Below are 26,863 nucleotides of genomic sequence, written 5' to 3'. Positions count from 1 at the left end.
GGGGCGCTCTGCGCGCCCCCGGGACTTGGATCACTCCGATCCGCAGTCGATACCGATCTCGGACGGATCGACGACGGCCTCGCCGCGTTCGACGCGGGCGCATGCTTCGGAGATGACCACCGGCATCGCGAGGTCGAGCGCATCCTCGCCGTAGCTCGGGTCGAAGATCGCGCCACGGTCGTTGGCGTATGTCTTGAGCTCTTCGGCGTTCATGATGTGGTCCTGCCAGACCTGGTCCACGGTGTCGTAGACCTCCTGCGGGGCGCCCTTGGGAATGAAGATGCCGAAATAGTCCTTGGCGACCTCGAAGTCGGGCAGGAACTCGGTGATCGGCGGAACCGGCTCGATGCCCTCGACCTCCAGCGGCACGTCGGACAGTACGGTCAGGGCGCGCAGACGGTCGGCGCGGATCATCTCGGTCTGCTCGACTGCGAGCTGGGTGGTGGCGTCGACCTCGCCGCTGGCCGCCGCGATCACGGCCGGGTTGCCGCCGTCATAGGTGATCGCGCGGGCGCCGGTCAGCTCGTCCTCGGTGCCGTGCCGCAGCGCCGCCAGGGCCATGCCGCCGGACGAGTTCACGCCAGCGGTGCCCACGGTGACCGATCCGGTCTTCATCGCTTCCAGCAGGCTGGGGAAGTCCTGGTAGTCGGTGTTCGAATTGACGCTGACCAGCGGCACGTTCGCGACGTGCAGGTAGATCCGGTAATCCTCGATCGAGGTGTCCTCGATCAGGCCGGTGACGCTGTAGGTGGCGTTGTTGGCGATGGCGTTCGCCGTCCAGGTGTAGCCGTCGCGCGGCGCGTCGAGCGCGGCCTTGGTCCCCGTCGACCCCGAGGCGCCGCTCTGATTGACGACGACGATCTCGGTGCCGAGCGCTTCCTCCAGGATCGGCGCGACGACCCGGGTGACCTGGTCGGTCGAGCCGCCGGCGGACCACGGCACGATGATGTTGATGGGGCGGTCTGGCTGCCAGCTGTACTCGGAGTCCTGCGCCGCCGCCGGTCCGGCGAGCAGCGCGAGCGCGCTTGCGACAGCAATATAACGTGTCGGTTTCATTGTTTCTCCTCCCTAAATTACCTCCCAGTAGGTTATGCAGAGAGTCCGACACCTGTCAAACCCGATAAACGTTGGCCAAATCAGCGGCTTGCCGTGGGTCGGCCCTGTTTCGCTGCTGCAGAACCGCAGAAAACGGGCGGGAATCACGCCATTGCGTCAAAAGCGGGCTTCCCGCCCGACCATGCGGCGCGCGTGCGGGCAAAGGGCGAGAAGGCGCCGGTCATCCATATTTCGTCGATTTTTGTCTTTCGTTTTCCTGACAAGTGCCTAGATCCGCCGCATGTCTGATGTTGCAAGAGCCTTTCCCGCCGCCCTCGCCAGCCTCGTCTTTGCCGCGTCGGTCTGGGCGCAGGAGGTCCGCCAGGAGTGGATCCCGGCCGAGATCGACCTGCCGGACGACATGACCGTCGTCATTGACCGCGCGGTAGGCTCGACCGTCCGGGTGATGAAGTTCACCACCGGCCAGCAGCTCGGACCGCTCTTTACCGAGTGGCGGGAAAAGCTCGAGACGGCGGGTTACGATGTCGAACGTCCGCGCGAGACGACCGACCGCCCCGAGATCGTCTTTTCCGGACGCGGGATCGAGAACGCGAAGATCGTGGCCGAGCCCAGCGCCGACACGGGCACCGAGGCGGTGCAACTGGACGCGACGCTCGGGCGGTAGCCCGCCCGCCGCCTCCGCATCCCCTCTGGCGCTACCGCGTCCCCGCGTTAGTGTGCGGCGCGGAGCCGGGGGAGAGCGGAGATGACCCTATCGTCCAGAGGCGGTCTGCTGATCGGTGCCGCCGTCGGCAGCGGAATTGCGGCCCAGACGGCCGAAACCGGCGGGGCCGACCTGCTGCTGGCCGTCAACGCCGGGCGGATGCGGAACATGGGCGCCCCGTCGATCGCGAGCATGCTGCCCTGCCACGGGGCCACAGCGATGACCGACGCCTTCGCCGCGCACGAGATCCTTCCCCGTGTCGGCATCCCGGTCCTGCTGGGCGTGAACTGCTGGGACGCGGATTTCGACGCCGATGACGTCGTCCGGCGCGTGGCCGAACAGGGCTTTGCCGGGGCGGTCAATTTCCCCAATGCGACGCTTATGCCCCGTGGCATGCGGCAGCTGCTGGACCGCGCCGGCCGCGGATTCCGGTGTGAGATCGACTGCCTCGCGCGGGTCCAGGCCGCGGGGTTCACGGCGCTCTATTACTGCGGAACCAAGGAACATGCGCGCGCCGCGGCCGAGGCCGGGCTCGACATGGTGCTGCTGAATTTCGGCTGGAACGCGGGCGGCTCGCTGGGCCATTCGCGCCGCGCATCGCTGGAGGAGGTCGGTCTTGTCGCCCGCGACTATGCCGCGCTGATCCGCCGCCTGCATCCCGGCGTCCGTATCCTGCTCGAAGGCGGGCCGGTGGTGTCGGCCGAGGACCTGGGCCACGTCGCGGGCGTCGCCGCGCTGGATGGCTATGTTGGCGGCTCGACGCTGGATCGGCTGCCCTACGAGGAATCGGTGGTCAATCGGATCGCCAGCTACCGGCAGGCCGGCGACCATCATGAGCACCTGACCCGCCAGCAGGAGACCCTGTTGCGCTGGGGGCAGCGGCACGGGCTCGTCGGGCGGGCCAAGCCGTTCCGGACATTCCTGGAAGAGCTCGAGGCCGTGTCGGGGGCCGGCCGTTCCGTGGCGGTGACGTTCGAGCCGGGGACGCCGCTGCGGCCCGTGCTCTCGGCGATCGACCGGCGCGGGGCGACCGCGCCGCAGATCGACGGGGCCGAGGATCACGGCACCCGCATCGCGCAGCGCCTGTTCGGGCGCGATCTCCCGTCGGGTTACGAGGACGGCCTGCTGACCGTTCCAGACGGCGAAGCCGTCGTGCTGCGCGACATCCACCTGGCGCTGCCGGCGGCCCAGCGGCGGCTGGCGCGCAGCCTGGCGAGCGGCATCCTTGTCACCTCGCGCCGGCGGCGGCGGATGAAGGTTACCGCGCGCTGCCTATTCGTGTTCGAGCGTTCGGCGCAGGAGCCGGCGTTTCCGGCAGAGTTGCATCCCGAACTCGCCGCGCTTCTGTCCGGCTGGACGGTGCGCGTTCCGCCCCTGCGCGACCGCATCGCCGACATCCCCGAATTGATCGAGGCGCTGGCCGAGCGGCTGGATCTGCCGAAGGGTCGGGTGCCGAGCTTCACGCCCGGTGCGCTGCAGCGGCTGCGGCGCCACGCGTGGCCCGAGAACGAAGCCGAGCTCGAGGCGCTGTTGGGCCGGATCGTCGGACGCGCGCCCGAGGGCGAGGTGTCGGGCAACGCCGTGGGCCGGCTGTTGGAAGCGCCGGATCGGAGCGAGGAGCCGCCCGCGCGCGGGTCCGAGATGGAACGACGGCGGATCGTCGAGGCGCTGTGGCGCAACGACTTTCACCGCGGGCGCACGGCGGCGGCGCTGCACATGTCGCGCAAGACGCTCTACAACAAGATGACGCGGCTCGGCCTCAGCGACTGACCGGCTCGGGCGGCAGCAGGGCGGCGTCCAGCCCCTCGCCGTCCTCGTCGGCGGCGCGCAGGCCGATGACCGGGTAGCCCTTCGCCGCGTCGCGTACCGCGCGTTCCAGCCCGCGTCGGCGGTCGAGGTCGGGCGGGGCGTCGGCAAAATCCGGGACGGGCGGCACCACGAGCAGGGCCGAGGGATCGCCGGCGCGGGCGCCGGCCACGTCGCGCGTGGCCGAGACGGTGGCGATCGTCGAAATCCCCGCCGCCCGCAGCCGTGCCAGGACCCGCATCTCCCGGTCGTGATCCAGATCGACCTCGGACAGGTAGCGGCGGAACTCGTGCTCGTGCTGGCCGACGCTGGGCAGGTTGCACACCCAGCCCACGCCCAGCCGCTCGAGCATCCGGACAAGCCGCGCGGGCACGAGGTTCGGGTCGGCCAGGAACAGCCCCAACGCCGGTGCCGCCCCCCGACCAAGCTGGGCGAGCAGGTCCTCCGCCCCGCCGGAACTCGGCAACAAGAGCGAGACGACCGGCGCCATGTCCTCGGCCGGTAAGGGCGCGGGGGCGGTCAGCAGCGCCTCCGGCAATGTGGCCCCGCCGGTCTGGGGGCGGATTGTCCATTTGGAGAATCTACGCATTGCCAGAAATTATTACCCTAAATTACCCAATTCTGAAACCGTGCCATGTTGAGTGCCCGCGCCCCGCCGTGGAACGGTTGATCCATCGCAGCGGCCCGTCCGAGGGAGGGAACCTGCGGCGAGGGAGGACAATCCGGCAATCCGCGCCTTACGGCGTCGGCGCGTGACCCCTGTGTCACGCGAGCGGGAGAGGTCTGCCCGTGACGTGGACGGAGGAGACATGAGCGTGGCGCGACAGCGACCGGAACAGATTGCGGGGCAGCTTTGATGGAGGCCCTGCTCGACATCAACTGGCGGCTCTTCGCCATCGTGACGCTGAACGGGCTGACGCTCGCCTCGCTCTATTTCATCGTCGCGAGCGGCTTCTCCCTGATCTTCGGGCTGATGCGTGTCGTCAACATGGCGCACGGCTCGCTCTATCTGCTGGGCGCCTATATCGGGTTCGAGGTCTCCGAGGCGACGGGCAGCTGGCTGCTCGGCATCGCGGCGGCGGCCGTGGTCGTCGGCGCGGCCGGGGCGGCGTTGCAGGTCTCGATCCTGTCCTGGATGCAGGGGCAGGACCTGCGGCAGGCGCTGGCGACGATCGGCGTGTCCATCGTGGCGGCCGACCTGATGCTCGCCCAGTGGGGCGGCTCGGCCTACCAGATCACGCTGCCCGGGGCGGTGTCGTCCTTTGTGCCGGTGCCGGTGGCGGGGCGCTACGCGATGGCGCGGCTGATGCTCATCGGCTTTGCGCTGGTGATCGGGATCGGCCTCTGGCTGATGTTGAACCGGACGCGGGTGGGCATGCTGATCCGCGCCGGCGTGGACGACCGCCGGATGCTCGAGGCCCTTGGCGTCAACGTGCCGCTGGTCTTCGTCGGGGTGTTCGCCATCGGTGCGGGCCTTGCCGGGGTGGCGGGCGTGATCGGCGGCTCGGTCCTGTCGGTGTCGCCGGGAGAGGACGCGCGGTACCTGCTGTCTTCGCTGATCGTGGTGATCGTCGGCGGCATGGGCTCGATCCCGGGCGCGGCGATCGGGGCGCTCCTGGTGGCGATGGCCGAAACCTACGGGCTCGCCTACACGCCGACCTACGGCATCGTCTACACCTTCGCGATCATGGTGGCCGTGCTGGCCGTGCGCCCGCAGGGTCTGCTGGGGAGGGCCGCCTGATGACGCTGCGCCGCCTTCTTACCGTGGTCGTGGCCCTTGTGCTGCTGGTCTATCCCTTCGTGGTCAACAGCTTCTGGCTGGTGCAGATCGGGGGGCGCACGCTGGGTTTCGGCACCATCGTCCTGAGCCTCGTCTTCCTGACCGCCTATACCGGCATGCTGAGCCTCGCGCAGATGACCGTGGCGGGTGTCGCGGGTTACGCGACCGCCTATTTCACCGCGCCCACCGGCGGCGTCGGGCTGGAACTGGCCTGGCCCGTGGCGCTTATCCTGGCACTCGGCCTGGCAACGCTGGCGGGCCTTCTGATCGGGCTCGTGGCGGTGCGCACGCGAGGCATCTACACGCTGATGATCACGCTCGCCGTGGCGATGGCATTCTATTACCTCACGCTGCAGAATTACGCCGTCTTCAACGGCTTCACCGGGTTCAACAACGTCGAGCCGCCGGTCATCGCCGGGCTCGACCTCGGGGCGCCGCTGCCGTTCTACTATCTCAGCGCGGTGCTGGCCGTGCTGTGCTATGCTGGCGTGCGGCACGTGGTGCGCACTCCGTTCGGCCTGGCCCTGCAGGGCCTCCGGGACGAGCCGCAGCGGCTGCAGGCCCTTGGCTACAACGTGCCCCTGCTGCGGGTGCTGGCCTTCGGCCTGGCGGGGTTCGTGGCCGGTATCGGCGGCATCCTGAACCTTTGGCTCAACGCCTCGATCTCGCCGGGCTCGGTTGCGCTGAACCCCGTGATCGACGTGCTGATGGCGGGCGTGCTGGGCGGCATCGGTCACCCCGCGGGCGCCTATGTGGGCGCGTTCGTGTTCACCATCGTCGACAACTTCGCGATCGATTTCATCGCCCGCGAGCGGTTCAACACGCTGATCGGCCTCGTTTTCCTGGCCATCGTGCTGTTCTCGCCAGACGGGCTCACCGGTCTCGTCCGCCGCGCCTGGGCGCGGTGGGCCGGAACGGGCCGTCGTCGTGACGACGCGCCCGACGACTCCACGAATATCGGCAAATGAGGAGGATCCCCGATATGCTACGCAATGGTCTTACGCTGGGCGCGACGGCGACGCTCGCCGCGCTCATGGGAACCACGGCGCTGTCCGCGCAAGAGGAGGAGACGATCACCATCGGCGGGCTGGCCACGCTCGAAGGGCCGTTCGCCGCGCCGGGCGAGGACGGCCTGCGCGGGGTCGAGCTGGCCATCGAGGAGTTCGGCGGCGAGATCGCCGGTCACCCGATCGAGATGATCACCGCGTCCTCGGACGGCAATCCGGATGTCGCGCTCGAATCCGCGCGCAGGCTGGTCGAGCAGGACGGTGCCGACATCATGATCGGGCCGCTCTCGGGCTCCGAGGGCATCCGCATCGCGCAATACGCCAAGGAGCAGCCGGGCACGACGTTCCTCAACGGCGGCTCGGCGGCGATCGAGACGACGCTGGTGGACCCAGCCGAGAACTTCTTCCGCTTCAACACGGAAGGGGCGCAATGGACCGCGCCGCTGGGCGAGTACGTCGTCAACGAGCGCGGCTGGGACAACATCGTCATCGTGTCCGAGGACTACTCGTTCCCCTACGCGCAGATCTTCGGCTTCATGGCGACCTATTGCGAGGCCGGCGGCACGGTGCAGGACAAGTACTTCACGCCCGTGGGCAACAACGACTATTCCTCGGTCATCGCACAGCTCCCGCTCGAAACGGGCGAGGTCGACGGGATGTATGTCGTGCTCGGCGGCTCGGACGCGGTAAACTTCCTGTCGCAATACGCCCAGATGGGCGGGCAGCTTCCCATCGTCGGCGGCACGAACGTCACCGACCAGACCGTGCTAACCACGCAGGGTCCGGCGCGTGAGCTCCTGCCCGGCATCCTGTCCTCGGGCCCGGTCTCGGACAACGCAGATCTCGAGGCGTGGCAGGAGTTCGTGCAGCGCTACCAGGACTATTTCGGAGACGAGGGTCTGCCGTCGCCGTCGCTCTTCGCCTCGAACTACTACACCAACACAAAGGCCGCGCTGCTGGCGCTGCAGGAGGTCGAGGGGGACCTGTCCAACGACCACGAGGCGCTGAACGAGGCGCTGAGCAACCTCGAGTTCACCAGCCCGACCGGCCCGGTGAGCCTGAACGAGAACCGGCAGGCGACCGCCGCGATCTACATCAACGAGGTCGTGGAGCAGGCGGACGGCTCTCTCGCGCTCGAGCCGCTGGAGCGGATCGAGGAGGTCGACCAGTATCTCGGCCTCGGACGCGAGGCCTACATGGAGCTGGGCCTGCCGTCGCGCGACAACCCGTCCTGCCCGTCGTGATGGCCGACGCTGCCGTGAAACAGGAGGAGGCCCTCGTCGTCGAGGGCCTCACCCGCCGCTTCGGGGCGCTGGTGGCGGTCGACGGCGTGAGCCTGCGCGTCGCGCCCGGCGAGCGGCGGGCGGTGCTCGGCGCGAACGGCGCCGGCAAGACGACGCTGTTCAACATGATCGCGGGCGACCTGCCGCCGTCCGAGGGGCACATCTCGCTCTTCGGTCGCGACATCACCCGCCTGTCACCGCAGAAACGCGTGTTGGAAGGCGTACGCCGGACCTACCAGAAGTCGCTGGTCTTCGGCGGGCTGAGCGTGCGCGACAATCTCTACGTCGCGATCCGGGGCGCGACCGGCCCGCGGCTGGCCATCTGGCGCCGCGTCGAGACGCAGCCCGACCGCGACGGCACCGGCCCGCTGGCCGAGCGCGTGGGCCTGGCCGACCGTCTGGACGCGCCGGCGAGCGAGCTGAGCCACGGCGAGCAGCGCCAGCTGGAACTCGGCATGGCGCTGGCGCACACGCCGCGACTTCTGCTGCTGGACGAGCCGGCCGCGGGCCTGTCGACGCGCGAGCGCGAGTCGCTGATGGCGATGCTTGCCGACCTGCCGCGCGACCTGACGCTGATCCTGATCGAGCATGACCTCGATATCGCGCTCAAGGCCGTCGACTTCGTCACCGTGATGCACAACGGCCGCCTTCTGGCCGAGGGCACGCCCGACGAGATCGCGGCGAACCAGGACATCCAGGACATCTACATGGGCAAACATGGCCAGTGATCCGCTTCTCTCCGTCGACGGGCTGCACGTCTACTACGGCTCGAGCCACGTCCTGCACGGCGTCACGCTCGAGACCGGCACCGCACCGCTGTCGATCGTCGGCCGCAACGGCATGGGCAAGACGACGCTCTGCCAGGCGATCATGGGGCTCGTCCCGTCGTCTGGCGGCGAGGTCCGCCTGGGCGGCGAGCGGATCAGCGGACGCCGCGCCTTCAAGGTGGCGCGCGCCGGCATCGGCTATGTGCCGCAGGGGCGCCGCGTCTTCCGGTCGCTCAGCGTGGACGAGCATCTGCGCCTCGTCGGCAAGCCGGACGGAGAGTGGACCGTCGAGCGCATCTACGGCACCTTTCCGCGCCTCGCCGAGCGGCGCCGGAACGGCGGCGCCGCCTTGTCGGGGGGCGAGCAGCAGATGCTGGCCATCTCGCGGGCGCTGCTTCTGAACCCGCGCCTTCTGGTCATGGACGAACCGACCGAGGGGCTCGCGCCGGTGATCGTCGAACACGTCGTCGAGGTCCTGCGCGAGATCGGGCGGTCCGGCGTGGGGCTGTTGCTGGTCGAGCAGAACCTGACCGTCGCGACCGAGGTGTCCGACCGGATCATGGTGATGATGAACGGCGAGATCGCGCTCGAGACGGACGCGGCCACGCTGCTGAACGACCGCGCGCTCAGGAACCGCTACCTGGGCGTCAGCGCGGAGGCATGAGGGAGGAGATCATGGCACAGCGCATCTACGTCGCCGGCACCTGCGACACCAAGCTCGCCGAACTGGCCTATGTCCGCGACTGCATCGCCGCGACCGGGGCCGAGGCGACGCTCGTGGACCTTTCGACGACGGGTGAGGGGACCGGGGCCGACACTGCCGCGCGGGACGTGGCAGCGCATCACCCCGAGGGCGCCGACGCGGTCTTTACTGGCGACCGGGGTAGCGCCGTGAGCGCGATGGCCCGCGCCTTCGAGCGGTTCGTCCTGTCGCGCGACGACCTGGCCGGGCTCATCGGCCTGGGCGGGTCGGGGGGCACCGCGTTGATCACGCCCGCGATGCGGGCGCTTCCGGTGGGGGTGCCCAAGCTCATGGTCTCGACCGTGGCGTCGGGCAACGTCGCGCCGTATGTCGGCCCGTCGGACGTGACGATGATGTACTCGGTGACCGATGTCGCCGGGCTGAACCGGATCTCGCGCCGTATCCTGGCCAACGCCGCCGGTGCGATCGCGGGCATGGCCCGCGCCACCCCGCCCGAGGTCGCCGACACCCCCGCGGTCGGGCTGACGATGTTCGGCGTCACGACCGCCTGCGTGAACCAGACGGTCGAGCGACTGGGACCGGGCTATGACTGCCTCGTGTTCCACGCCACAGGCACGGGCGGACAATCGATGGAAAAACTGGTCAAGTCCGGCCTCGTCGAGGGCGTGATCGACACCACCACGACCGAGATCTGCGACCTGCTGTTCGGCGGCGTCTTTCCGGCGACCGAGGACCGGCTCGGTGCGGTGGCCCGGACCGGCGTGCCCTATGTCGGGTCGGTCGGGGCGCTGGACATGGTGAACTTCGGCGCGCCCGACACGGTGCCGGACCGATACAAGGGCCGGACGTTCTACGAACACAATCCGCAGGTGACGCTGATGCGCACCACCGCCGACGAGAATACCCGCATGGGCCGCTGGCTGGGCGCAAGGCTCAACGCCTGCGACGGTCCCGTGCGCGTGCTGTTGCCCGAGGGTGGCGTCTCGGCGCTCGACGCGCCGGGGGCGCCGTTCGAGGACGCCACCGCTCGCGCCGCCCTGTTCGACGCGCTCGAGGCCGAGCTCGCGCAGACCGATACCCGCCGGCTGGTCCGGCTGCCCCATCACATAAACGATCCCGCCTTCGCCGACGCCCTCGTGGCGGCGTACCGGGAGATCACCACAGGAGGACGATGATGCCCCGTATCGCCCGCGAGGAGATCCTCGCCAAGTTCCGCGAGATGATCGCCGAGGGGAGACCCATCGTCGGCGGCGGCGCCGGCACGGGCCTCTCGGCCAAGTGCGAGGAGGCCGGCGGTATCGACCTTATCGTGATCTACAATTCCGGCCGCTACAGGATGGCGGGACGGGGGTCGCTCGCCGGGTTGCTGGCCTACGGCAACGCCAACGAGATCGTCATGGAGATGTCCCGCGAGGTTCTGCCGGTGGTGCAGAGTACCCCCGTCATCGCCGGGGTGAACGGCACCGATCCGTTCTGCAACTTCGACTGGTTCCTCGATCAGCTCAAGGCCGTCGGCTTTTCCGGCATCCAGAACTTCCCCACCGTGGGCCTGATCGATGGCACGTTCCGGGCCAACCTCGAAGAGACCGGGATGGGCTATGGCCACGAGGTCGACCTGGTCGCGCGGGCGCGGTCGAAGGACTTGCTGACCACGCCCTACGTGTTCGACCCGACCGAGGCCGAGGACATGGCGCGGGCCGGGGCCGACGTGATCGTGGCCCATATGGGGCTGACCACCGGCGGCGCGATCGGCGCCGAGACGGCCCGGACGCTCGAGGATTGCGTCGACGAGGTCAACGCGATCTCCGAGGCCGCGCGGCGGGTGCGCGACGACGCGATCCTGATCTGCCACGGCGGTCCGATCGCGATGCCGGGCGACGCGGCCTTCGTGCTGGACAACTGCCCCGGCTGCCACGGCTTCTACGGCGCCAGCTCGATGGAGCGGCTCCCGACCGAACGCGCGCTGATCGAGCAGACGCGGCACTTCAAGGACCTCAAGCGCGGTGAGGGCCGTTCGGCCCGCGCGCCCCAGTAAGCGGAGGACACGATGGCAAGCGTCTATGTGAGCGACATCGTCAACGCCCCGGCCGACAAGGTCTGGGCCCTGGCCCGCGACTACAACGGTCACGGGGAATGGCATCCGCGCATCGCCGAAAGCAGCATCGAGGACGACCTGTCAGCCGATCAGGTGGGCTGCGTGCGCAATTTCACCCTGTCCGACGGCGGGCACCTGCGCGAACGGCTGCTGAGCTTCAGCGATCTCGACCGGGCCTTCACCTACACCATCCTCGTCTCGCCGATGCCGATCACGGATTACGTGGCCACGTTCCGCTGCACGCCGGTGACCGAGCGCGACGCGACGTTCGTGGAATGGTGGGCGACCTTCGAGGTCGACGAAAAGGACGAAGCCGACATTCGTCACGCCGTCGGGCGTGAGACGTTCGCCGCCGGAATCCGGGCGCTCGCCGACCGTCTGGAGTGAGCCATTCACAGGGGCGGAGAGATAGCCTCCGCCCCGCACCGTCGGCCTATTGCGCCGGCGCCGCGGCCGGTTGCAGCGCCGCGAGGTCCGCGCCCAAGAAATAGGGCCAGAGGACAAGGGCGATGACGCCCTGCCAGAACGACAGATCGAGATATCCGATCGCGAACAGCCAGCCTGCAAGCCAGGCCAGCCCGAGCCCGCTGTGCTGTTCGACCTTCACCCCATCACGCGCCATGTCAGCCCTCATTCCTTGATCCCGGCCCGCGGGTTCGCGACGCCCGGGACCGAGCATGGGGGATCGGCGCCACGCATCATTGACGCAGGTCAAGTCCGGCCGGCGCGTGCGGCGCCGCAGAATGGACTAGATACGGCCACTTTGCGATGTAGAGTGCGGTCGTGTACTTGGAATCTGTCATGTTCGGCCCTTTTTGGGGGCGCTTTTCCGCGTGACCCCGTGTGATGGGCCTTGGTGTCCGGGCAAATGGTCCTGCCATTGCCCAAGTCTCGGCAGATTTGGTTGTAACGTGTGCGCAGATGGGGCCAGCCAGCCGCATCTCGGGTTGGAGACTTTGGCATGAACGAGGAAGCGCGTATTCTCTCGCGATGGACCTGGTTGCGACGGGCGGGTGTGCTGGTCGGCGCGGCGATCGGCAGTAGCGTGATCTTCCTGGCCGTTGGCGATCACTCGGTTGGCGGTGTCCTGTCGGTTATCGGCGTGGCGCTTCTTTCGGCAGCTGCGACAGTCGGCTTGTGCGACGTCCTCGTCTTTCGTCCGATCAAGCGCGACTATTCCGGCATCCTGTCTGACACGCGTTCGACCCGCGACATGCTGGAAGAGGCCGGCAAGATCGGCAAGATCGGATGGTGGAAGTACGATTTCGAGGCCGACCGGGTGGAGGCGTCCGAAGAGGTCATGCGCCTTTTCTGTCTCGATGCCGGAAGCCTGCCGCGCTCGAACAAGGAATTCCTGAACCTGCTCCACCCGCTTGACCGCGACCGGGTCTACGAGACCCAGCGCGCGGCACTGCGGGATCACGGGTCGTACGAGGTCGAGTATCGGCTCGAACTGCCCTGGGGCACGCGCTGGTTCCACCAGCGGGCGCGGACCGAGTTCCTGCCCTCGGGCTGGGCGATCAGCAGTTTCGGCACCATCCAGGACATAACCGAGGCCCGCGCCGCCGAGGCCGAGCGGGCGGCCTTCGTCGGCAAGGTGACGCACGAACTGCGAACGCCGCTGACGTCGATCAGCGGCTCGCTGGCGCTGATGCGCGAGGGCGCACTGGGAGAGTTGCCGCCCCGCGCAAAGTCCGTCTGCGAGATCGCGCACAAGAACTGCCGGCGTCTCGGCAAGCTGGTCAACGACATCCTCGATGCCGAGAAGCTGGCCTCGGGCGAGATGAAGATCGTGCGGACCCGGACCGACCTGACCTCGGTGATCGAGGACGCCGTGCAGTCCAGCGAACACTATGCCTCGAGCCTCGACGTCGCGATCGAGGTCGAACGGCCGCCGGAGCCCGTGCACGTGCTGTGCGATCGGGACCGCATCGTGCAGGTGATGAACAACCTGCTCTCGAATGCCGCCAAGTTCTCGGACGCGGGCGCAACCGTGCGGGTGCGGCTGTCGCGCGTCGGGGGGATGGCGCGGATCGACGTGATTGACAGGGGCGCGGGCATCCCGGTACGCGCGCAGTCCACCGTGTTCGATCGGTTCACGCAGGCGCACGAACGGACGGAACGCACGATGAACGGCACGGGGCTTGGCCTGAACATCGCCCGCGCCATCATCGAGGCGCACGAAGGCACCATCTCGTTCGAGAGCCAGGAGGGTGAGGGGACCACCTTCAGCGTGATGATCCCCGTGTCCGTGACCGTCGTGTCGAACAGCGACGACGCGGTGGCTGCCTAGCGGTCCCTCACGCTAACCGCCGGTCTCCGCGATGACGAAGCCGTTGGGCGCGAACGAGATGTGCGCGCCGTCACAGGTCACGCCCTCGCTCGCCAGGATGCCGCCCATGCCGGAAAACTCCGCCTCGGACGCGACGGGATCGAGGTTGAAGACGCAGAGCGTGTCGTCCCCGCGCCGTATCCCGAGCAGCGGCGGCGGCAGATCGAGAAAGCGCATCCCGCCGGAGCGCAGGGCAGGGCGCTCGCGCCGCAGGACGATCATCCGCTTGTAGAAGCTCAGAACCGACTCCCGGTCGCCCTCCTGCCGGTCGACGGCCCGCCGGGCCTGCGCCGGCTTTATCGGCAGCCATGTCTTTGGCGCCTCGGAAAAGCCGGCCTGTGGCGTGTCCGCCGTCCAGGGCATCGGCGTGCGGCTGCCGTCCCGGCCCGGATTTTCAGGATAGAACGTCTTGCCCTCGGGGTCGACCAGTTCGTCGTAGTCCAGTTCGGTCTGCTCGAGCCCCAGTTCTTCGCCCTGGTACAGGCAAACCGACCCGCGCAGGGAAAGCAGCAGCGCACAGGTCATCTTGGCGAAGGCCTCGGACGTGGCGGCATAGTCGGCCCAGCGGGACACGTGCCGCGGCACGTCGTGGCTGGAAAACGCCCAGTTCGGGCAGCCGGCATAGCCGTCGCGGAACATCTCCTCCAGCTGGCTGCGGATGAAGGCGGCGCCGTAGGGTTTGTGCATCAGGGCGGTGTGGTAGGCCTGATGCAGGCGTCCCGGCCCGGTATAGTCCTGAAGCCGCTCGACAGGGTGGTGCGCCTCGCCGATCTCTCCGATCAGGGTGCGGGCGTCGTAGCTGTCGGTCAGGGCGCGGACGCGCTCGATAAAGGTCAGGTTCTCGGGACGGTTCTTCGAGTGGATCGGGTATTGCATCTCGAAGGTCTTGTAGTCCGGCTCGGACTTTTCGCGGATGTCGGGCGGGTTGTCGCGCAGCTCCGCGTCGTGGACGTAGTGGTTCACCGCGTCCAGCCGAAAGCCGTCGACGCCACGGTCCAGCCAGAACCGCAGCGTGTCCAGCGCCCAGTCCTGTACCTCGGGATTGTGAAAGTTCAGGTCCGGCTGCTCTCTCAGGAACTGGTGGAAATAGTACTGTCGCCGCCGCACGTCCCAGGTCCATGCCGGCCCGCCGAAGATCGACTGCCAGTTGTTCGGCGGCGAGCCTTCGGGCCGGGCGTCGTGCCAGACATACCAGTCCGCCTTGGCATTGCTCCGCGACGAGCGGCTTTCCTGGAAGAACGGGTGCCGGTCGGACGAATGCGACAGCACCTGGTCGATGATGACCTTGAGCCCCAGCTCGTGCGCGCGGGCGACCAGCGCGTCGAAATCCGCAAGCGTCCCGAAGGTCGGATCGACGTCGCGGTGATCGGACACGTCATAGCCCATGTCGGCCATCGGTGAGGTGAAGAACGGCGACAGCCAGATCGCGTCGACGCCCATGTCGGCGACATGGGGCAGGCGGCGGATGATGCCCTGCAGATCGCCCATGCCGTCGGCGTTGTCGTCCTGGAAGCTGCGCGGATAGATCTGGTAAGTCACCGAGCCGCGCCACCATTCTTGCTCTGTCGTCATCTTTCGCTCCATCCGAAACGTTTCGGGTTGCTGGCTGAACTTGACCCAAACGTTACGGCGGCGCAAGTGGACGTTCGGATAGGGGGCGCTCGTGGCGACGCTGAAAGACTTGGCAAGACATCTAAACCTGTCGGTGACGCAGGTGAGTCGGGCGCTGAACGATCACTCGGACGTCAGCGTGGCCACCAAGGAACGGGTCCGCGAGGGCGCGCGCGAGATCGGCTATCGTCCCAACCTCACGGCGCGAAAGCTGAAGTCGGGGCGGTCCGGTCTCGTTGCGATGATCGTTCCGGGCCGGTCCGAAACCGTAGAGATCGAGATCCTTATGGAAACGGTGATGGGCCTCTCCGCCGAGTTCTCGCGGCGCGGGCTGCAATTCGTCCTGCACGTTCTGTCCGAAGGGGACGACCCGGCCGAGGCGCATCGCAAGCTGGTGCAGAACGGGTCGGTGGACGGTGTCATCGTCACGGACCCGCAACTCGATGATCCGCGGATCGTCGTGCTGCAGGACAGCGCGACGCCCTTCATCGTGCACGGGCGCGATCGGCTGGACGCCGCCTATCCGTTCGTCGACATCGATCACCGGGCAATCGGCCACGATCTTGCCGCCGCCTTGCTACGTCGGGGCTGCCGGTCTCTCGCCCTCATCGACGGTCCGGCGGACCGGCCATATGCCAGCCTGCGCCGCGCCGGCGCCGAGGCGGCGCTGGCCGAGGCCGGTGTCGCGCCGGCCACGCTGCACGTGCATCCGGGTCCGATGACCGAAGCGCGTGGACGCGCCGACGGAGAATACCTGCGCGACAAGGGCATGGACGGTGCGATCGCTGGGAACATGATGCTCGCGGCGGGTCTGCGCGCCGCGTGTCCGGACCTTTCGCTCGCCGCGCACGACGACGCGCTGCTGCGCTATGCGGCCGACCGTGTGCCGCCGCCCCTGATCCGAACCGTCGCGCCGCTGTCGGACGCCTGGGTCCCGCTCTGCGACGGGCTGGCCGAGGCCATCGCCGGCGGGCGGCCGCAAACGCTTCTCGATATCCACCTGTCGGAGTGAGTGAACGCCGGAGTTGACTCGAATCCTTCCCGCAGGCATGTTTTCCGAAACGTTTCGGATAGCGCCTCTAGGGAGGAAACGATGACCAAGCGCCTGCTGACGTTCACTGCCGCCAATGCACTCATGGCCGGACCGGCCGTGTCGCAGGACCTGATCCAACCGATCGGGGAAGGGCCGTTCTCCTGGGTCGCCTACCAGTCCTTCGCGGACCAGTACGATTTCTCGGGCGAGGCGCTCGAAGTGCTGGGCGCCTCCACCGGGCGCGACAAGGACAAGCTCGAGAACCTGTTCGCTTATTTCGAGGAGGCGACTGGTGCGACCGTGACGCTGTCGGGCTCGGACAGCTTCGAGCAGGACATCGTCATCGCCGCCGAATCGCAGACCCTGCCGGACATCGCCATGTTCCCGCAGCCCGGCCTTGCCGCGGACATGGCGGGGCGTGGCGTGCTGGTGCCGCTGGACGACGCCAACCGGCAATGGTTCGAAGAGACCTTCGCCGCCGGCTCGTCATGGGCCGATCTCGTGACCTATCCGGGCCCCGAGGGGGACGAGCACATCTACGGCACGATCTTCGGCGCCGACGTCAAGAGCCTCGTCTGGTACGCGCCCGAGATCTTCGACGAGGCGGGCTACGAGGTGCCCGAGACGATGGAAGAGCTGAAGGCGCTGACCGAGCGGATCGTCGAGGACGGCGAGACGCCGTGGTGCATCGGCCTCGGCGCCGGCAACGCGACGGGCTGGCCGGCGACCGACTGGGTCGAGGAATTTGTCCTGCGCACCCAGCCGCCAGAGGTCTACGACCAGTGGGTCACCAACGAGATCCCGTTCGACGATCCGCGCATCGTCGCGGCGATCGAAGAGTATGGCTGGTTCGCCCGCAACGACGACTTCGTCGCCGGAGGCAGCGACGCCGTGGCGACGACCGATTTCCGCGACAGCCCCGCGGGCCTCTTCAGCTTTCCGCCGGAATGTTACCTGCACCGGCAGGCCAGTTTCGTGCCGAACTTCTTCCCGTCCGACGTGGAGGTCGGGCTCGACGCCGATTTCTTCTATTTCCCGGCCTACGCCGACAAGGAACTGGGCAAGCCGGTGCTCGGTTCGGGCGGCGTGATCTCGATGACCTCGGATCGCGACATCTCCCGCGCCTTCGTCGAGTTCCTCAAGACGCCGGTGGCGCACGAGTTGCAGATCAGCCAGGGCCAGTTCCTGACGCCGCATCTCGAGGCGAACACCGAAACCTACGCGACCGAGACGCAGGCGGCGCAGGGCGAGATCCTGACGAACGCCTCGACCTTCCGGTTCGACGGCTCCGACCTGATGCCGAGCGAGATCGGCACATCCGCCTTCTGGGAAGCGATGGTCGACTACCAGACCGGCGCTTCGGCCGGGGACGTCGCCGCCGCGGTGCAGGAGCGGTGGTCGCGCATCAAGTGAGGCGTCGCGACGACCCGTGAAACAAGAAACCCCGGCCCAGGGCCGGGGTTTCGTCATTGAAAGAGCAGCGGGGCGTCAGGAGCCGCTGTCTTCCTCGCCGTCGCCGTCGCCTTCGCCGCCATCGGGACCGACCGAGGCGAGATAGGCGTAGAGGTTCTGGGCATCCTCTTCCGAGCGCACGCGGAACGACATCTTGCCGCGCGCGCGGCTATCGTCGAGGTATTCACGCAGGAAGCCGGTCGGGTCCTGCACGTACTGAACGAAGGTCTCGGCATCCCAGACGAGACCCTGCTCGCCGGCTTCGACCATGGCGTCGCCATAGCGGAAATCTTCCACCGTTCCCGCCTGGCGCCCGATCACGCCGTACAGGTTCGGGCCGGTCCGCGCGTTGCGACCGGCGATCGTGTTGCCCTCGTCATCGACGACGACATGGCACGTCTGGCACTGGTTGAAGAGTTGTTCCCCGGCGGACGCGTCTCCGACATCCTGGGCTTGCGCGGCCGAGGCGGTGGCAACCGTCACGGCGGCGATGGCGATACGATGGAGCATAGAAACCTCGCTGTTGGATTGGAAACCGGGCAGCGTGCCGCCCGGCATCGCAGGTTGAAAATAGCGCATCGCCGAGTCCGAGCAAGCGACGCGACGGCATGCCGCGCGACGGGCGGGCATGGCCGAGGCCGCTCTCGCGCCGGTCCGGCGCGGGAGGGCAGGGAGAAAGGGGCGAAGAACCGGGCGGATGGTCAGGCAACGGCACGGGCCAGCGCGCATTGCCGCCAGAGACTGTTCAGGGCTTGCGCGAAATGGTCGATGTCCGCATCCGAATGCAGAGGGCCCGGCGTGATGCGCAACCTCTCGGTTCCCTTAGGGACCGTCGGATAGTTGATCGGCTGAACGTAGATCCCGAAATCGTGCATCAGCGTGTCGCTGATCTGCCGGCACTTCACCGGGTCCTTGATCATCACGGGTATGATGTGGCTCGGGTTCGGCAGGTGCGGGATGCCCATCGCGTCGAGGCGTGCGCGCAGCTTGGCCACCTGCGCCCGCTGCCGGGCGCGCTCCTGGTGGCTGGTCTTGAGATGCGCGATCGAGGTCCGCGCCGCCGCGGCCACGGCCGGGGGCAGGGCGGTGGTGAAGATGAAACCGCTGGAGAACGAGCGAATGAAATCGCAGAGCGCCGCCGACCCCGAGATGTAGCCGCCGAAGCAACCGAACGCCTTGCCCAGCGTTCCCTCGATCAGCGTGATGCGGTCCATCAACCCGCGCTCTTCCGCGACGCCGCCGCCGCGTGGGCCGTACATGCCGACGGCGTGCACCTCGTCGAGATAGGTCATGGCGCCATGCGCCTCGGCGACGTCGACGATCTCGTCGATGGGGGCGATATCACCGTCCATCGAGTAGACGGATTCGAAGGCGACGATCTTGGGGACGTCGGCGGCCAGCGCCGAGAGGTGGCGGTTCAGGTCCTCGGGGTCATTGTGCCGCCAGATCCGCTTTTCGGCGCGGGAATGGCGGATGCCCTCGATCATGCTGGCATGGTTCAGGGCGTCGGACAGGATGACGGCGCCGGGCAGGCGGGCGCCCAGCGTTCCCAGCGCGGCCCAGTTCGAGACGTAGCCCGAGGTGAACAGCAGCGCGTCCTCCTTGTCGTGGAGATCGGCGATCTCGCGCTCCAGCAGCAGATGGTGATGGTTGGTGCCCGATATGTTGCGGGTGCCGCCCGCCCCGGTGCCGCAGGTCTGCGCGACCTCGACCATGGCGCCGACCACGTCGGGATGCTGTCCCATCCCGAGATAGTCGTTGGAACACCAGACGGTGACCTCGGAGGTGCCGCCGCCCTCGTAGCTCGTGGCGCGCGGGTAGGTCCCGCAGCGGCGCTCCAGCTCGGCGAAGATGCGATAGTTCCCTTCGGCCTTCAGGTCGTCCAGTTGGGCCTGGAACAGCGTGTCATAATCCATCTTGCATCCTCGCAGACTTGGTCTTGTCGGTTTCCGGCGCGGGCAGCATCCAGCGCCAGAGCTTGTCGTCGGGCAGCGGCAGAACCATCAGCCAGTGTTCCAGGAGCGCCAGCGCGGTGAGCGCGGCCAGAAGGGCGTACTGCACCTCTCCGGTCGCCATCGCCCGCTCGGTCCACCAGTAGGCGGCGAGCGACAGCCCCAGGATCGAGACGGGAAAGGCCCAGGTCTGCCGCGCAATGCGGAAATGGCTCGGCAGATGCTTGAGCGGTCGTGGTAAAAATTCGGTGTGAACGCGCGGCACGCCGAGAAACAGGTTCAGCTTGGCCGACACGCGCGCCGCGAAGAGCACGGCGAATGTCCAGAGCGCGACCGGGTTCGATGCGCCGGCGCTGGCCCAGAGGATGCCCGACAGGGCGAGCGCCAGCAGGATCTCGTGATAGGCCACCGTGCCCCAGGCCCGCAGGAACCTGTCCCACAGGGGCAGGCGGGCCGGGCAGGCAAGGCGGTTCGGCCCGGTGACGACACCGGAGAGGAAGGCAAGCTCGATCCAGCCCCAGATCGCGAGGGCCGACAGGAACCCGGCGTAGGCTGCGAAAGGCCCGGTGCGGTCCAGCGACCAGCCCAGGGCCGCCGCGCCGCCCAGCAGCAGCGGAAGCCCGAGGATCACGCCCGTGACATGCGCGCCCGGACCCAGGCGGTCGGCGCGCTTCACGGCCCACAGGATCGCACCGGTGGCGAACCACCACACGAAGAGAGCCACGAACGCTGCGATCCAGAGGTTGCCCACCTGTGTCTTCCTTTCCGCTTCCAGGGGCTCCGGCCGCCCGTCGGGGCCGCCGGAGCGATTACGTCAATACGCCGGTTCGAGCCGCACGCTTTCGGGCACGTCGTTCTTCTTCACCGGGATCGTGTAGAGCGAGACGAAGGCAAGCGCCGCGCGGCTGCCGGCCATCATCCGGCCCGCCAGGCCCGCCGGGCCGCCGCGCGCCTTGGCGCGGTCCATCGCCCGGAAGGCGCGGTCCATCGCGTCCAGTCCCCGACGCCAGCGCGGATGATCCAGGTCCAGCTCGACAGGAAAGACCTGTCGCGCGATCGTCGACGTCTTGCGGAAGACCTCCTGGTCGTACCAGTCGATGTCGACGCCCAGGGCCTCGTGGAACCGGGGCCGCGCGTGGTCGCGGATCCACATGGTCGAGAACACCGCCGTCAGGAAGAACCGGATCCACAGCTTGTTGGCGAAGCTCTGGGTGATCTTCGGGTCCGTGCGCATCAGCAGGGCGAAGGCCTCGCCGTGGCTGAACTCGTCGTTGCACCATTCCTTGAACCACTTGAAGATTGGGTGGAAACGGTGCTCGGGGTGCGCTTCGAGATGGCGGTAGATCGTGATGTAGCGGGCGTAGCCGATCTTCTCGCTGAGATAGGTGGCGTAGTAGATGAACTTGGGCCGGAAGAAGGTGTATTTCTTCTCCTTCGTCAGGAAGCCCAGGTTCACCGCCACGCCGGCCTCGCGCAGCGCGTCGTTGATGAAGCCGGCATGACGCGCCTCGTCGCGGCTCATGTAGCTGAAAAGCTCGCAGATGTCCTTGTTGGTGCCGCGGCGCTTCATCTCCTTGTAGAGCACGCAGCCCGAGAACTCGGCAGTGCAGGACGAGATCAGGAAGTCCAGGAACTCCTTCTTCAGCTCGGGCTCCATGCCCTCCCAGTCGATGGCATCCCAGTCCTCGTTCTTCTTGAAGTGTCCCTTGTTGGGGTCCGCCTTCATCCGCGCCAGGAGCGCGTCCCAGTCCTCGCGCACGGGTGAGACGTCGATCGCGTCGAGCTCGTCGAAATCGGTGGTGTAGAAGCGCGGCGTGAGCAGCGTGTTCTGCATCGCCAGGTCTGTGGCGGCCTTGGTGTCGAATTTCGCCTTTTCCTGTTGGATGGCGAGGCCTTCCTCGACGGTGGTGGCGTCGGCGGCATGGGCGTTCATAGTGTTGCCTCCTCGGAGAAGGAGAACTCGCAGAGTTCCATGAATTCCAGGTCTCCGGTCATCCTCGTCCAGAACCGCTCGAGCGCGCTCGCGCGGGTGATCTTTGCCGTGCGCCTTTCGACGACGTGGTGATCCCAGGGCGCCATGACCGGCGGTCCCTGAACCTGGACGCTGTCACCCGGATGGATGACCGCGCCGTTGTCGAGCCGGACATGCGCCGACAATTCCTCGAACTTGTGGCAGACCTCGACCGTGCAGGGCGCGGTTTCGGTGTTGCGTGTGAACAGTCCCATGGTTCGGTTCCCTCATTTCTCGAACAGTGCCGTCCAGGCCAGCGCGTTGCCGGCCCCGAACGACGTCAGTTCGGTGCTCCACCCCGTCGCGGGGTCGGAGAGCCTGAGCCGCCCGTTGGCGAAACGGGTCAGCGTCACGGGGGGATTGTCCTCCACCCGCGCCTTCACCCGGGCCCTGTCGAGGCCCGAGGTCACGACGGCGATGAAGCCGCCATTCTCGGCGTCCATCAGGACGCGACCGTCCGGCGTGGCGGCGCGCGCGGCCACCCCGTTTCCGGACAGGATCATCTGTCGTTCCGCCACCTGCGCGGCCGCGTGCGGCGCGCCGACCGCGGGCCGCTCCGTCAGGACGGCGAAGCTCACCAGCGCCAGCGACGCGAGCGCGAGCCCGGCCATCGCGAGCACCAGCCGCGTCGGGATCATCTCGCGGTCCCGTGCCTGCAGTTCGCGGCGTTCGGCATCGAAGTAGAGGCCCGTCTCGGTGCGCTGGGTCATGGCGCGCCCTCCTATTCGGCGGCCACCGGCGCCGCGGCGGCGGCGGGGGCGATTTCGGGGCGGGTGATCTTGGTCTCGGCCGCGCGGGCCAGGATGCCGGCGACCCTGTCGGGCTCGGGGATGCAGCGCAGCGCCGGCTCGGTCCGCTTCATCCGCCACGGGCGGACATGGGGCCAGAGAACGAGATAGCTCAGCCTGGTTTCTCCCAGGGTCCGCAGCGCCAGCGTGCCGGTGCCGCCGGGCTCCGCGCCCAGGTCGGCCGAGGCGAGGCGCGCGAAGGGCAGGTTCAGCGTGAGCGTCAGCGCCGCGCCGATCCGCATCGCGACCCGGTCGGTCGTAATGGTGTAGAGCGTCGCGCGGGCCTGCGCCCAGGACACCAGCAGGATCAGCCCGCAGGCCGCCGCGCCGAGCCCCACGAAGGGCAGCCCCAGTGGCAGCGCGGCCCAGAGGCCGATGTCGGTGGCCGACACGCCGATCCGCCACGCGGTCAGCACCGCGAAGTAGCCAGCCACCCAGCTGAGCCCCAGCGACGAGCGCGCCAGCGCCAGCGTATCCGGCCGCCCCTGCCACAGGATCAGCTCTCCCTTCGGCGGGCGTTCCGGCAGGCCGGGGACAGGCTCGGTTGCGAAGTCGTCGTGGCTCATGGTGTGTCCTCCCTCGGGATGCGCGAAGCGGCGTCAGCTGTAGAGCAGTCCGCCCGCGTACCAGGCGGCGATCTTCTCTTCCTCGAGCAGGGTGATCTCGGTCGCCGAGCGCGTGGTCGGGATGCCGGCGATGCGCGGCGCGGTCAGCGAATAGACGTCGACCCAGCGGTCGGTGATCCGCACCAGCGTCATCGGCGCCAGCCGCGTGCCGCCGCCGAACTCGGGTTCGATCTCGAACTCGATGTAGCGGGCCATCTGCTCGGGGATGTCGACCCAGATGTCGGTGACATGGCCCACGACGAGGTCATCCTTGGCCACCACCGGTAGTCCGCGCGGGTCGCGCCCGGCGGACACGAGGTAATCCTCACGGCCCGACATCGGCACGATCTTCGGATGTCCGGCGCCGTCCAACTCGGGCGCGTCCCGGCGCGGCACCCACGAGGCCGGGCCGACCCCGTCGACCATCGGGTCGCCGGTCGGGGCCAGGGGAAAGCCGCCGGTCTGTGCCGTGCGCGCCAGCGCCAGCCCGTGCCGGCGGTGCTGTTCCTCGTTCTCGGGGCTCGGTGCGATGACGGTGCCGCGGCCATGCGGCAGGTCGAAGGTCTTGGGCGCGGGCACCGGGAACGGCCCCTGGTTCGGCGCGATGTTGCCGTCCTCGTCCTCGAGCGGATAGCCCTCGCGCATGTTCTCGGTCTGCAGGTAGTAGATCAGCAGCGCGAAGAAGAGCCAGAAGAGCCAGATCGCCAGGCTGGCCAGATCGAAGTTTCCGAAGAATGTGACGCCGACCATGGGATGGTCCTCCTCTTGCGGTCAGGTGGGGAAATCGGCCAGGCCGATCTTGCCGTGCTGTGGACAGGGTTGCGGGGAGAGGAACGACAGCTTCACCAGCGGCCCCAGTGCGATGAGGGTGCCGAACAGAAGCGCGATCTCCAGGTGATAGACGGTCGAATAGCCGGTCGCCGGTGTGGCCAGCGCCTGGCCGAGCGCGCCCGAGGTCGCCAGCGCGTTGACGCCGTCGCGGATCGTGCCGCCAAGCGCGATGGACAGGCCCGCCGCGCTGGCCTGCGCCGCGCCCCAGGCCCCCAGTGCCAGCCCGCGCCCGGCGCGGCCGGCGGCGGGCATCGTCATCGCGGCGGTGAGCGTCGCCACCGCGAACAGCCCCCCGCCCAGCCCGATCAGGGTCGCGCCGACATAGAACAGGCCGGGCGAGTGCATCGGCGCCGAGAACACCACGAACGAGAAGCCACTGATGCCCCAGAGGATGCCGCGCGCGGCCATGCGATAGGGTGAAAGCCCGCCCTTCAGCCATCGCGCCGCCGCCACGAAGCCCGCCAGCGCGCCGGTCGCCCAGAGCGCCGTCAGCATCGTTGTGGCGCTGACCGAAAGGCCCAGGATCTCGCCGCCATAGGGTTCGAGCAGCACGTCCTGCATGTTGAAGGCGAGCGTGCCGATGAACACCACCGCCAGCAGCCGGCCGGCATCGCCGCCTCCGGCGAAATCCGCCCAGGCATCGGCGAACTTCGGGCGCGGCGCGGCGCGTTCGGCGGCCGACATCGGCCGCACGCTCTCCTGCTTCCACAGCGCCACGATGTTTATCAGAACCGTGGCCACGGCCGTTCCCTGCACGACGCGGATCAGGCGGAGGGCGCTGAACTCGGCCAGGAGCGCGCCGATGATCAGCGCCGACACGGCCATGCCCACCAGGAACATCACGTAGAGCAGCGCCACCACCCGCGGCCGGGTCTCGTCGTCCGCCCTGTCCCCCGCCAGCGCCAGGCCCGCGGTCTGCGTCATGTGCAGCCCGAGCCCGGTCATCAGGAAGGCCAGTGCTGCCAGCACCTCGCCGGCGAAGGGCACGTCGTGCACCGTGTCGCCGCCCAGCACCAGCAGCGCGAAGGGCATCAGGGCAAGCCCGCCCATCTGCCACAGCGTGCCGAACCACAGGAAGGGGATGCGCTTCCAGCCGATGGCGCTGCGATGGGTGTCCGAGCGGAAGCCCAATAGCGCCCGGAACGGCGCCGACAGGACCGGCAGCGCGATCATGCAGGCGACGATCATCGCCGGGACCGACAGCTCCACGATCATCACCCGGTTCAGCGTGCCGAGCAGCATCACCGTTGCCATGCCGACCGAGACCTGGAACAGGCTCAGCCGCAACAGCTGGCCCAGCGGCAGGCCCGCGCTCGCCGCGTCGGCAAAGGGCAGGAACCGCGCCGTCAGACGCAGGGGGAGCGTGCGACGGCTCATGGCGCGAGCTCCAGGCACGACGAGATGTAGAATCCGCTGGAGACCCGCGTCACCTCGCTCAGCCGCCCCGGCACTCCGGCGCGGTCGGCCGCGCGCGACAGGGCCGTGGGCGCGTGGGGGACCATCGTCGGCGACCGGTCGCCGCGCGGGAACAGCCGCCCCGCGCTCCACATCGCCATCAGCAGCGGCGTGCGCGGCGCGACGGTGAAGACGATCCGCCCCGCGACCCGTGGCGCCAGGCGGGCGAGCGCGGCGGCCACGTCCCGCTCGCCGTAATAGATCAGGCTATCCATCGCCATGACGTGATCGAACCGCCCGTGACCGTCGTCGAGCATGTCGCCCGCCACGAACCGCACCCTGTTCCGGCAGGCCGGCGGCAGCCGCCGCTCCGCCAGCGCCACGAGACTGGGCGAGATGTCCACCGCCACCACCTCGGCACCACGTTCGGCCAGGGCAGCCGTCATCTGCCCCGTCCCGCAGCCCGCGTCGAGCACCCGCGCACCTGACAGGTCGCGGGGCAGGCGCGAAAGCATCGTCGCGCGCATCCGGTCGCGGCCCGCCCGGACCGTGGCGCGGATCCGGCTCACCGGCGCGTCCGAGGTCAGCCGCTCCCAGGCGGCGGTGGCGGTGCGATCGAAATAATGCTCGACTCGGTCGCGCGTGCTCTCGTAGGCGGTGTCGCTCATCAGTCGAATCCCAGAAGCTCGAAGATGTCCCGGTCCTCCATCGGCGTCGGGACCAGCGGTTCGGTCCCGGCATAGAGCGCCGCGGCCAGCCGGACATACTCGGCCCGCGCGGCGACGATGTCGTCCTCGTCGGGCATCTCGAAGAGGGTCTTCTTCTTCAGCCGGGACCGCCGGATCGCGTCGATGTCGGGCATGTGGGCGATCCGGTCCAGGCCGACCTCCCGGCAATAGCGGTCGACCTCGTCGGTCTCGCGGCTGCGGTTCGCGATGCAGCCGGCGAGCCGCACGTTGTAGTTCCGCGCCTTGGCCTGCACCGCGGCAATGATGCGGTTCATCGCGTAGATCGAGTCGAAGTCGTTCGCCGTCACGATCACCGCCCGGTCGGCATGCTGCAACGGCGCGGCGAAGCCGCCGCAGACCACGTCGCCCAACACGTCGAAGATCACCACGTCGGTGTCCTCGAGCATGTGGTGCTGCTTGAGAAGCTTCACGGTCTGGCCCACGACATAGCCGCCGCAGCCGGTGCCCGCCGGCGGCCCGCCGGCCTCGATGCACTGCACGCCGCCCCAGCCCTCGGTGACGAAATCCTCGGGTCTCAGCTCCTCGGAGTGGAAATCGACGTCCTTGAGGATGTCGATCACCGTCGGCTGCAGCCGCCCCGTGAGGGTGAAGGTGGAATCGTGCTTCGGATCGCAGCCGATCTGCAGCACCCGCTTGCCCAGCGTGCTGAACGCCGCCGACAGGTTCGACGAAGTCGTGGACTTGCCGATCCCGCCCTTGCCGTAGATCGAAAACACCTTGGCGCTCCCGATCATCACCGAGGGGTCCTGGTGGACCTGCACCGATCCCTCGCCGTCCTCGCCGCGCAGGTGCGGAATGTCGTCTCTGGGGCTCATGGGATGTCCTTCCGGAGAGCGTGGCCCTCCTTCTTCTGTCCGAAAATATCCCGGGGAGCGCGAGGGGCGGCGCCCCTCGCTGTCCTGGC

28 protein-coding genes are annotated in these 26,863 nt (G+C 68.3%); 13 read left to right on the top strand and 15 right to left on the bottom strand.

Annotated elements, in window-relative coordinates; translation table 11 throughout:
- Positions 1-30: 30 nt before the first annotated feature.
- Entirely contained in the window at positions 31-1,056 is a 1,026-nt protein-coding gene (locus tag BMZ25_RS06590; protein ID WP_092690535.1) for a Bug family tripartite tricarboxylate transporter substrate binding protein, read from the bottom strand.
- Positions 1,057-1,336: 280 nt separating this feature from the next.
- On the opposite strand from BMZ25_RS06590, the gene BMZ25_RS06585 reads away from it, so the two are divergent.
- Entirely contained in the window at positions 1,337-1,720 is a 384-nt protein-coding gene (locus BMZ25_RS06585; RefSeq protein WP_092690529.1) for a hypothetical protein, read from the top strand.
- An 81-nt stretch (positions 1,721-1,801) separates the two neighbouring features.
- Positions 1,802-3,529: a phosphoenolpyruvate hydrolase family protein gene (locus tag BMZ25_RS06580; RefSeq protein ID WP_092690524.1), complete on the top strand. Its 1,728-nt coding sequence runs from the start codon at positions 1,802-1,804 to the stop codon at positions 3,527-3,529.
- Here the strand turns inward: BMZ25_RS06580 and BMZ25_RS06575 are convergent.
- Positions 3,519-4,154 (bottom strand): phosphoenolpyruvate hydrolase family protein, encoded by a 636-nt coding sequence (locus BMZ25_RS06575; RefSeq protein ID WP_143071495.1) that lies wholly within the window; start codon positions 4,152-4,154, stop codon positions 3,519-3,521. The two genes, BMZ25_RS06580 and BMZ25_RS06575, sit on opposite strands and share 11 nt — an antisense overlap.
- A 267-nt stretch (positions 4,155-4,421) precedes the next feature.
- Between BMZ25_RS06575 and BMZ25_RS06570 the strand changes: the two genes are divergently transcribed.
- From BMZ25_RS06570 to BMZ25_RS06535, 8 genes are read left to right on the top strand one after another with little or no spacing between them, the layout of a single operon-like run.
- Entirely contained in the window at positions 4,422-5,306 is an 885-nt protein-coding gene (locus BMZ25_RS06570) for a branched-chain amino acid ABC transporter permease (protein ID WP_092690518.1), read from the top strand.
- On the top strand, positions 5,306-6,313 hold the full coding sequence (locus BMZ25_RS06565; protein WP_092690515.1) for a branched-chain amino acid ABC transporter permease: 1,008 nt from the start codon (positions 5,306-5,308) through the stop codon (positions 6,311-6,313). The genes BMZ25_RS06570 and BMZ25_RS06565 overlap by 1 nt, the downstream gene beginning before the upstream one ends.
- Positions 6,314-6,327: 14 nt before the next feature.
- Entirely contained in the window at positions 6,328-7,596 is a 1,269-nt protein-coding gene (locus BMZ25_RS06560) for an ABC transporter substrate-binding protein (protein WP_092690510.1), read from the top strand.
- Positions 7,596-8,363, top strand: coding sequence for an ABC transporter ATP-binding protein (locus BMZ25_RS06555; protein WP_092690504.1), 768 nt, complete (start codon positions 7,596-7,598; stop codon positions 8,361-8,363). Before BMZ25_RS06560 ends, BMZ25_RS06555 begins: the two co-directional genes overlap by 1 nt.
- Positions 8,353-9,066 (top strand): ABC transporter ATP-binding protein, encoded by a 714-nt coding sequence (locus BMZ25_RS06550; RefSeq protein WP_092690501.1) that lies wholly within the window; start codon positions 8,353-8,355, stop codon positions 9,064-9,066. Before BMZ25_RS06555 ends, BMZ25_RS06550 begins: the two co-directional genes overlap by 11 nt.
- Positions 9,067-9,077: 11 nt before the next feature.
- A complete protein-coding gene (locus BMZ25_RS06545; protein WP_092690495.1) occupies positions 9,078-10,280 on the top strand; it encodes a Tm-1-like ATP-binding domain-containing protein in 1,203 nt (400 codons plus the stop codon).
- Complete coding sequence (locus BMZ25_RS06540) at positions 10,280-11,140, top strand: phosphoenolpyruvate hydrolase family protein (RefSeq protein WP_092690493.1); 861 nt, start codon at positions 10,280-10,282, stop codon at positions 11,138-11,140. Before BMZ25_RS06545 ends, BMZ25_RS06540 begins: the two co-directional genes overlap by 1 nt.
- A 12-nt stretch (positions 11,141-11,152) precedes the next feature.
- The gene (locus tag BMZ25_RS06535; RefSeq protein WP_092690491.1) at positions 11,153-11,587 is read left to right on the top strand and encodes an SRPBCC family protein; all 435 of its coding nucleotides are present in this window, start codon (positions 11,153-11,155) and stop codon (positions 11,585-11,587) included.
- Positions 11,588-11,633: 46 nt separating this feature from the next.
- Here the strand turns inward: BMZ25_RS06535 and BMZ25_RS06530 are convergent, their stop codons facing one another.
- Entirely contained in the window at positions 11,634-11,822 is a 189-nt protein-coding gene (locus BMZ25_RS06530) for a hypothetical protein (RefSeq protein WP_092690488.1), read from the bottom strand.
- A 339-nt stretch (positions 11,823-12,161) separates the two neighbouring features.
- On the opposite strand from BMZ25_RS06530, the gene BMZ25_RS06525 reads away from it, so the two are divergent.
- Positions 12,162-13,493 carry a PAS domain-containing sensor histidine kinase gene (locus tag BMZ25_RS06525; RefSeq protein WP_092690485.1) on the top strand — a complete coding sequence of 444 codons (1,332 nt, stop codon included), beginning with the start codon at positions 12,162-12,164 and terminating at the stop codon, positions 13,491-13,493.
- Between the two features lie 12 nt (positions 13,494-13,505).
- Here the strand turns inward: BMZ25_RS06525 and BMZ25_RS06520 are convergent, their stop codons facing one another.
- The gene (locus BMZ25_RS06520; RefSeq protein WP_092691009.1) at positions 13,506-15,104 is read right to left on the bottom strand and encodes an alpha-amylase family glycosyl hydrolase; all 1,599 of its coding nucleotides are present in this window, start codon (positions 15,102-15,104) and stop codon (positions 13,506-13,508) included.
- Between the two features lie 109 nt (positions 15,105-15,213).
- Between BMZ25_RS06520 and BMZ25_RS06515 the strand changes: the two genes are divergently transcribed.
- Both BMZ25_RS06515 and BMZ25_RS06510 read left to right on the top strand, forming a co-directional pair.
- Positions 15,214-16,155 carry a LacI family DNA-binding transcriptional regulator gene (locus tag BMZ25_RS06515; protein WP_177190402.1) on the top strand — a complete coding sequence of 314 codons (942 nt, stop codon included), beginning with the start codon at positions 15,214-15,216 and terminating at the stop codon, positions 16,153-16,155.
- Between the two features lie 81 nt (positions 16,156-16,236).
- Positions 16,237-17,589, top strand: coding sequence for an ABC transporter substrate-binding protein (locus BMZ25_RS06510; protein ID WP_092690477.1), 1,353 nt, complete (start codon positions 16,237-16,239; stop codon positions 17,587-17,589).
- 75 nt (positions 17,590-17,664) lie between these two features.
- Here the strand turns inward: BMZ25_RS06510 and BMZ25_RS06505 are convergent, their stop codons facing one another.
- From BMZ25_RS06505 to bchL, 11 genes are all read right to left on the bottom strand, one after another.
- On the bottom strand, positions 17,665-18,138 hold the full coding sequence (locus BMZ25_RS06505; RefSeq protein ID WP_092691003.1) for a c-type cytochrome: 474 nt from the start codon (positions 18,136-18,138) through the stop codon (positions 17,665-17,667).
- Positions 18,139-18,329: 191 nt separating this feature from the next.
- Positions 18,330-19,544, bottom strand: a complete 1,215-nt coding sequence (hemA, locus tag BMZ25_RS06500; RefSeq protein ID WP_092690474.1) for a 5-aminolevulinate synthase — start codon at positions 19,542-19,544, stop codon at positions 18,330-18,332.
- Entirely contained in the window at positions 19,534-20,331 is a 798-nt protein-coding gene (gene puhE, locus BMZ25_RS06495) for a putative photosynthetic complex assembly protein PuhE (protein ID WP_092690471.1), read from the bottom strand. Before puhE ends, hemA begins: the two co-directional genes overlap by 11 nt.
- 63 nt (positions 20,332-20,394) lie before the next feature.
- Positions 20,395-21,513 carry a magnesium-protoporphyrin IX monomethyl ester (oxidative) cyclase gene (gene acsF, locus BMZ25_RS06490; RefSeq protein ID WP_092690467.1) on the bottom strand — a complete coding sequence of 373 codons (1,119 nt, stop codon included), beginning with the start codon at positions 21,511-21,513 and terminating at the stop codon, positions 20,395-20,397.
- Positions 21,510-21,806 (bottom strand): hypothetical protein, encoded by a 297-nt coding sequence (locus BMZ25_RS06485; RefSeq protein ID WP_092690464.1) that lies wholly within the window; start codon positions 21,804-21,806, stop codon positions 21,510-21,512. Before BMZ25_RS06485 ends, acsF begins: the two co-directional genes overlap by 4 nt.
- Before the next feature lie 12 nt (positions 21,807-21,818).
- Positions 21,819-22,301, bottom strand: coding sequence for a photosynthetic complex assembly protein PuhC (gene puhC / locus BMZ25_RS06480; protein ID WP_092690460.1), 483 nt, complete (start codon positions 22,299-22,301; stop codon positions 21,819-21,821).
- Positions 22,302-22,312: 11 nt separating this feature from the next.
- A complete protein-coding gene (puhB, locus tag BMZ25_RS06475; protein WP_092690457.1) occupies positions 22,313-22,945 on the bottom strand; it encodes a photosynthetic complex putative assembly protein PuhB in 633 nt (210 codons plus the stop codon).
- A 33-nt stretch (positions 22,946-22,978) separates the two neighbouring features.
- A complete protein-coding gene (gene puhA / locus BMZ25_RS06470; protein WP_092690453.1) occupies positions 22,979-23,734 on the bottom strand; it encodes a photosynthetic reaction center subunit H in 756 nt (251 codons plus the stop codon).
- Positions 23,735-23,755: 21 nt separating this feature from the next.
- Positions 23,756-25,192 carry a PucC family protein gene (locus BMZ25_RS06465; protein WP_092690450.1) on the bottom strand — a complete coding sequence of 479 codons (1,437 nt, stop codon included), beginning with the start codon at positions 25,190-25,192 and terminating at the stop codon, positions 23,756-23,758.
- A complete protein-coding gene (gene bchM, locus BMZ25_RS06460; RefSeq protein ID WP_092690447.1) occupies positions 25,189-25,878 on the bottom strand; it encodes a magnesium protoporphyrin IX methyltransferase in 690 nt (229 codons plus the stop codon). Before bchM ends, BMZ25_RS06465 begins: the two co-directional genes overlap by 4 nt.
- Positions 25,878-26,774: a ferredoxin:protochlorophyllide reductase (ATP-dependent) iron-sulfur ATP-binding protein gene (gene bchL, locus BMZ25_RS06455; protein ID WP_092690444.1), complete on the bottom strand. Its 897-nt coding sequence runs from the start codon at positions 26,772-26,774 to the stop codon at positions 25,878-25,880. Before bchL ends, bchM begins: the two co-directional genes overlap by 1 nt.
- Positions 26,775-26,863: the final 89 nt, after the last annotated feature.

The organism is Tranquillimonas rosea, assembly GCF_900111315.1.
In the GTDB taxonomy this organism is placed as follows: Bacteria; Pseudomonadota; Alphaproteobacteria; order Rhodobacterales; family Rhodobacteraceae; genus Tranquillimonas; species Tranquillimonas rosea.
This window is presented reverse-complemented; position numbering and strand designations above follow the sequence as displayed.